Origin of the sequence: Rhodococcus sp. (in: high G+C Gram-positive bacteria), from assembly GCF_049286785.1 — a bacterium.
Lineage (GTDB): Bacteria > Actinomycetota > Actinomycetes > Mycobacteriales > Mycobacteriaceae > Rhodococcus_F.
The window spans coordinates 1-5,899 of record NZ_JBAQEO010000170.1; the positions used below are offsets into that span (position 1 = coordinate 1).

The following is a 5,899-nucleotide window of genomic DNA, read 5'->3' on the forward strand; positions in this document are numbered from 1 at the left end:
CCGGTCCCCTCCCCGCCTGAGAACGTTCAGCTATCTGTGTTCGGAAATGCGGACTTCGGTGTTGGTGCAACCCAGTCGCGCCAGTACAGCGGCCTCGTTGATGCTGAGAGCTACACCACCGGGATCTAGACCTTGGCGCAGTCCTTCGCACTCTTCAGCGGTGGGAGCGGTCATCGCGCAATGCGCGACTCTGGTCGGCATGTACGTGCCGTCGTCTGGTCCGACGGGGTCGAGTGGGTAGTTCCCCGTGGGGTCGGGTTCCTGTCTGCGTTCGAGCCTCCATCCTGCGGATTCGAGGCACTGTTGGTTCCACTCGACCGCCAGTGATCGCAACGGGGTCCCGAGCGCGGCACCATCGCGGTAGTTCTGGCACGTTCGCCGGGCCGGTTCGGTAGCCGGGTCGAGCATCTGGAACATGCTGATGATGCTGTCGGCCTGTTCCTGGCACGTCTCCGGGACAGCGGCGAGCAGTGCCACGCGCTCTTCCGCGATGTTGTGTTCTGGCCTGTCATTGGCGATGACAACGCTGGTGACGGCGGCCGCCGCAACGACGGTCACGGCTGCTGCCGCGAGGTACAGCTGGGTGCGGGTTTTCATATGGGGTTCCCTTCCTTGTCGAGCGGCACCATGCCGGTGCCGCTACCTGACGCAGCCTGATTGGTCTGCGCAAGTTGGTAGGCCTTGCTGTGTCCGTCGTGGGAGACGCTGCGCCACAACGGGTCTGCGAAGTGCATGCTGAGGTTTACCAGGAACCAGTCCGCGCCTTCGAACAACAGCGCCTTCCCCGGCGGCAGGCTCGCAATGTCGCCCTGGTGCAAGACTTTTTGTCGGACTGTCGAGTAGCTCGGGTTCCGCTGGCGAATCGGGATGCTGTATTGGCCGACGTACGAGGTGGATTCGCTGTAGCTGGTCATCATCCGGTCGTATTCACCTGCCGCGTTGCTGAGCGCGTCGAGGGTATATGGCTCGATGACACCGTTGAGCACGACTTTTGTCGGGAACAGCGTCAGGAAGCCATCGGCCGCTTGTCCCCACCGTGCGCGGGCTCGGGAGAGATCTTGGATGCCGACGATGATGTGCAGGGACTGGCCGCCCGCCTCGCTGACAATGGCCGGCAGTGGGATCGGGGCGGTGTTGTTGGCCTCGTCGAGGACGAACGTCACGTGTGGGCGTTTGGGCTCGTGCCCCTGTTCTTCGGCCGCGTGCCGTTGGTAGGTGGCGTACCGGATCTCTTCCAGTAGACCGGCGATGAGTGGGGCATATTCCTGCTGCCGCTCGGGGCTGGCAGTGATGTAGAGGGTGTCCGAGCTGCGTACGAACTGTCTCGGGTCGAAGTTCGGGTTGGTGCCGATTTCACGGGCGCTCACGCTGCCGTAGATCCGGAACAGCCGGGTCATGCTGGATTTGATCGAACCGCGTTCACGGTCCGGGATAGCGAGCAGGCCTGCGTGTTGTCCGGCCGCGATCTTGGCGCCCTGGTCGCCGTTGCTGGCGGCGTAGATGAGCGCACTGTCCACTTCCTGGGTGACGTCAGCTGTGTCCGGGTTCTGCACCCAGTCCGCAACGGTCGAAATCGAATGTCCGCCGAGGACTGCCGCGTACAGCAGAACTTCGATCCAGTCGCGGCCCTTTTCCATGAAGTGGTTGTCTGACTCGCCGGAGGACTTTTCCTGGCCCATCATCGGGGCCGCGATCCTGGTGGCGATCATGCGGGCGTCGTCCCATGTTCGGATCGATACCAGCGGTGACCAGCGGGCCTGGATGATGCCGGGCGGTGTCTGTTCGCCGCCGCCCGGATCGAAGTGGAAGACCCGGCCGACTGCGCCGCGTGCGTACGCGGTCGCTTGTAAGAGGTCGAGCTTGATCGAGCTGATGACACCAGCTCCTGGGATGACGTAAATCGACGGTATGAGCACCGGCGGCGGTCTTGCCGCTGCCGGGTGGGCCGATGACCAGCATGGCGCCGCGTGAGTTGGCACCGACGTAGCGGCCGGTGTCGTCCCATCCCACATGCCCTCCGCCTGGCTTCTGCCAGCCTTTCGATGCCACTGCAACGATCTCAGTACTGGGCGACGGAGACGCCAGGACGATCTCGCGATCTGTCTTGGGCGATCTGAATGTGCTCTTGGAAATACTCTGACCAGCCGTTAAGCGTCCGATCGCGAACACAACGCCATAGACGATCAATGGGTATGTGGCGAGGAAGAAGACCACCATCGCGCAAACCCAATGCCCTCGGGCGAATCGAGCACCTTTGCGGCCGTCCCACAGCCCCAGTAGTCCTGCCACCGCACATACGGCGATCACTCCGGGCGCGAGATTCGGATCTCCGTTCGTAACTCGGTAAATCAGAAATACCGGCGAGAACAGGGCAAACAGGATCCAATAATCGCCGTCGCTGTTTCGGCGGCGCATCTCCACGCCGCCGGTATCCTGCGGCCCCCACTGGCGGTTCATCGGCCGCGCTCCTGGTCCTTTTCCGTGCTGCGTTGCTGCTCGCGCTCGGCCGCACGACGTGCCGCCTCCTCGCGGGCCTGCTCCCGCGTCATCGGTCCACCTTGCTCGGTGTTCTCCTGCGTCATGGGTTGCGTCCTCCGGTCCTCACTGGTCTCCATTCCTGTACTGGGCGTTTGTCGTTGCTGCTGGCGCTCGGCCGCACGGCGTGCCGCTTCCTCGCGGGCCTGCTCCCGCGTCATCGGCTGCTGCATTTGCCGGGCCTCCCGAGCGGGCGGCCGGCCTTCCCTCTTCCCCCTGTCCACGTCCTGCTGCGTCTTCTGTTGCTCGGCGAGACGCGTCTGGGTCTTGTTCCAGCTGAACTGCCCGCCAAGCTGGGAGCCCTTGAACCACACCTGTTCCCTGGCGGCGGTGGCCTCCCCTGTCGCCGCCGTGGTGTGGCCCCCGAGACCGTAGCTGTAGCCACTGACGCGGCCGGTGGTCTTGGAGACGTTGGCCCGGTAGTGCACGCCCTGCTCAGTCAACTTCTGCTCGTACGACGCCCGGGTGCCGTCACTCGCACGCTCGGCCGCGGTCAGTTTGTCGCGGAGTTGCTCGCGCTCCGGCCGTACGTTCCGACGCTCGGCGCTCTCCCGCTCGCCCTTGGACACCTCGGGGCGGTCGCGGTTGTATTTGCGGCTGGCGTCCTCGAGTCCGTGGGTGCGTTCGATCTGGCGGCTCGCGGCCTGTGCCTTCGCGAAGTCGTGACTGGTCTTGGCAAGCTTCCCGTCCCACTGCACCCGACTGACGGTGATGTGGATGTGGTCGTCGGCGTGCCGGGTCGCCTCCCACGGGCACTTGTCGAACCCCATGCGTTCGACGTACTCGTTCGCGACCTGCTTCCACTCCCGGTCGGTGAGCTTGCGGTCGGTCTCCGAGACCCGCAGCGAGGTTCGGTGCAACGGCTTCGCTACCTCACCGCGTGCGGTCTTGGCGTGCTCGTCCATCACTCGGGCTCGGTCCTTCCACGTCCGGCCCGGCACGTTCCCCGCGATCTTGTGCGCGTTCATATGTTCCTCGCGGCGTCCAGGACCGTGGTCGTACGCCAGGGCCCCGTATGCCGACGTGCCCTTGCTGATGCGTGGGATCATGCGCGCTTACCGAGTGCGTGATAGCGGCGCAACAGCTCCGCAACGCGTGCGTGCACGTCCGCAAATTCGTCGTGCAAACCGGCGTCGTACTCCTCGGCCAAGTCGGACAGTTGCGCAACGTTTGTGATCGCACCCGCGAGCTGCCGACGCACCTCGTCCAAACCGGCGGGAACCGTCAGGTCCGGACTGGCCAAGTCGTATCCGAGAAGTCCCGCAACGGTGTACCGAACCCATGTCGAGACACGCGGGAACCCGGCCCGGTTTGTGGCCTCGGACCAACGCGCGAACTCGTCGTCTGAGAGGCGCACGTTCACCAACTTTTGGCGCAGTTCCTTCTGTTCGTTGCGGGGCGTTGCAACGATGTCAACGGGCGGCAATAGATGCTCTGCCCGGTCTGTAACTGCGCGCGCACTTTGCAACGAGTCGGCGACCACCCTTCCCAACCGGTTGCTGCCTTTTGCACGCTCATTCAAGACACCACACAACGACACAAACTCGCTCACTTCATCACACGAGATATCCGCCAGTTCGGTACTGCCTGGTGGCTCCATCGATTCGGTACTGCCTGGTGGCTCCATCGATGGTCGACTGAGCGAGTCGTTCACAACCTCACGGCACCAGTGCGCAAGCGAGCGCCACGGTGAAGCGTCGAGCGCACGTGACCATGCCGCATGCTCGGCCCGCTCCAACCGGACTGCCACCACTCGACTCCTCACGTGCGATCACTCTCCGTCTCTTGCGTGTGCATTCGCGTCGCAGCGTATAGCTGCGGGCAGACGCACACGCCCCGCGTGTTGCCGTGCCTCGCGACCAGGTGCCGAAAGGCACCGGTCGCGGGCGCGGAACGCGCGCCCGACTGCGGCGAAGCCGCGTCGATTCCCCGAGTTGAGCGAAGCGAATTCGGGGCGAGTTGCCTGTGAGCGTAGCGAACGGCATATCTCGCTGCAAGACTTTTGCCGCCTCGCACGCTTTTCGCGGGTGGCGGTCGCAGCGCGTGGCCTGCCACCGGCTCGAGTGCGCCCAGCGCGCTCGGACGGTGGCCGGCCACGACGTGTCACGCTGGCGTGACACTGCGCCGCCAGGCGCACACCGCGCGAAGCGCGTGCGGTAGACGGGGTGGTGTGCACTCGCGTGCCGTTAGGCGCGCGGTGCAGACCGACACGTCTACCGCACACCGACCGCGCCAGCAGTCGCACTCGCGACACGCGCATACACTCCGAAACATGACTGATAGCCCAGTAGCTACGCCAACAGAAGCGGACATCGAAGCGCTTGCAAACAATCAAGTGCAACGCCGAATCGAGACAGGAAAGAAGGTCGCAGCGACGCTGGCCGAACTTACTGCCGCACGGACCAGCGTTGCGTCACTGGAAGCGAAGTACAAGGACGAGTACAGCGCAGCACTCGACAGTTCATGGACAGCGAAGGAACTATCGAGCCTCGGCATAGAACCCCTCAAACCGAAGCGTGCTCGACGTTCACCAAATACCGCAGCGCGAAGCCGAAGAAGCACACGACGCAAAACGACGACGCAAGAAACATAGAAGGCTGCCGCGCCACCGCTGCGCGCTGGCTTGCCAACTCATCATCGGCGAGGTGGCAAGGTGCTTGGCTGCTCAAGGGCAACGGTTTACCGCTACCTCGCCGCCGACGATGCACAGGTGACGGCGTGAACGCGTACGAGCGGGCCTATCGCCTCGGCGTCGCCCAGTCGCGCACCCTCGGCGCCCGTAACCCGTTCCTGCCAGCCAAGCTGCACACCCGCGAGATGCTTCTCGCACAGTGTTGGCGGGCCGGTCGCCTCCATGACATGCCCGCCAGCTTCAAAAACAGATGGAGTGATTGCATGAGCTACCTCGATGACGATTTCGAACGGGCCATGCGCACCACGCCCGCCCAGTTCGCCGAGCGCGAGGAACTCCGCGCCAAGGGTGCCGCACTGTGGCATGCCCACCTCAAGAGCATCGGACATCAGGTCACCTACCGGGTGCCGCAACTTCTACGGTTTTCGCAGCTCACGGCGCAACCGGACCGCAACAGCGCGGTTTGTAAAGCAAGTGACTCTTAATCACTGGGGCCAGCGTCCAGCATCTGGAGATAGTTCGTTGGGTATGAGCAGCGCCGACAGAACCTTGAGCCACCGGGAGTCCGTGCCCCTTTCTGGTGACCGTAGCGCGACGAGTTTCTTAGAACGTGTTGGGAAAGTCTCAAGCGGCGGTTGAGCTACGTTGCCAGGGCTTGCGGCCGGGCGGTGGCGCCAGGCGTCGGACCATCAACCCGATCATGGCCCACTTGATCATGGCCTCACTGGTCTC

Annotated in this window: 6 protein-coding genes; 2 read left to right on the forward strand and 4 right to left on the reverse strand. The window is 64.0% G+C overall.

Annotation, left to right across the window (positions count from 1 at the left end; genetic code table 11):
• Positions 1-30 precede the first annotated feature (30 nt).
• The 4 genes from WAW17_RS06930 to WAW17_RS06945 form a co-directional block, all read right to left on the reverse strand.
• Positions 31-597, reverse strand: coding sequence for a hypothetical protein (locus WAW17_RS06930; protein WP_422332262.1), 567 nt, complete (start codon positions 595-597; stop codon positions 31-33).
• Positions 594-1,916 (reverse strand): type IV secretory system conjugative DNA transfer family protein, encoded by a 1,323-nt coding sequence (locus WAW17_RS06935; protein WP_422332263.1) that lies wholly within the window; start codon positions 1,914-1,916, stop codon positions 594-596. Before WAW17_RS06935 ends, WAW17_RS06930 begins: the two co-directional genes overlap by 4 nt.
• A gap of 537 nt (positions 1,917-2,453) precedes the next feature.
• A complete protein-coding gene (locus tag WAW17_RS06940; RefSeq protein WP_422332264.1) occupies positions 2,454-3,584 on the reverse strand; it encodes a relaxase/mobilization nuclease domain-containing protein in 1,131 nt (376 codons plus the stop codon).
• A complete protein-coding gene (locus WAW17_RS06945) occupies positions 3,581-4,189 on the reverse strand; it encodes a hypothetical protein (RefSeq protein WP_422332265.1) in 609 nt (202 codons plus the stop codon). Before WAW17_RS06945 ends, WAW17_RS06940 begins: the two co-directional genes overlap by 4 nt.
• A gap of 618 nt (positions 4,190-4,807) precedes the next feature.
• Between WAW17_RS06945 and WAW17_RS06950 the strand changes: the two genes are divergently transcribed.
• Together WAW17_RS06950 and WAW17_RS06955 are read left to right on the forward strand one after the other, a co-directional pair.
• A complete protein-coding gene (locus WAW17_RS06950) occupies positions 4,808-5,128 on the forward strand; it encodes a hypothetical protein (protein ID WP_422332266.1) in 321 nt (106 codons plus the stop codon).
• A 125-nt stretch (positions 5,129-5,253) separates the two neighbouring features.
• Positions 5,254-5,652 carry a hypothetical protein gene (locus tag WAW17_RS06955; RefSeq protein WP_422332267.1) on the forward strand — a complete coding sequence of 133 codons (399 nt, stop codon included), beginning with the start codon at positions 5,254-5,256 and terminating at the stop codon, positions 5,650-5,652.
• The last annotated feature ends 247 nt before the right edge of the window (positions 5,653-5,899 follow it).

Coding starts and splice junctions, on each gene's coding strand:
- WAW17_RS06930 (WP_422332262.1), bottom strand. CDS start 597: ATGAAAACCCGCACCCAGCTGTACCTCGCGGCAGCAGCCGTGACCGTC.
- WAW17_RS06940 (WP_422332264.1), bottom strand. CDS start 3,584: ATGATCCCACGCATCAGCAAGGGCACGTCGGCATACGGGGCCCTGGCG.
- WAW17_RS06950 (WP_422332266.1), top strand. CDS start 4,808: ATGACTGATAGCCCAGTAGCTACGCCAACAGAAGCGGACATCGAAGCG.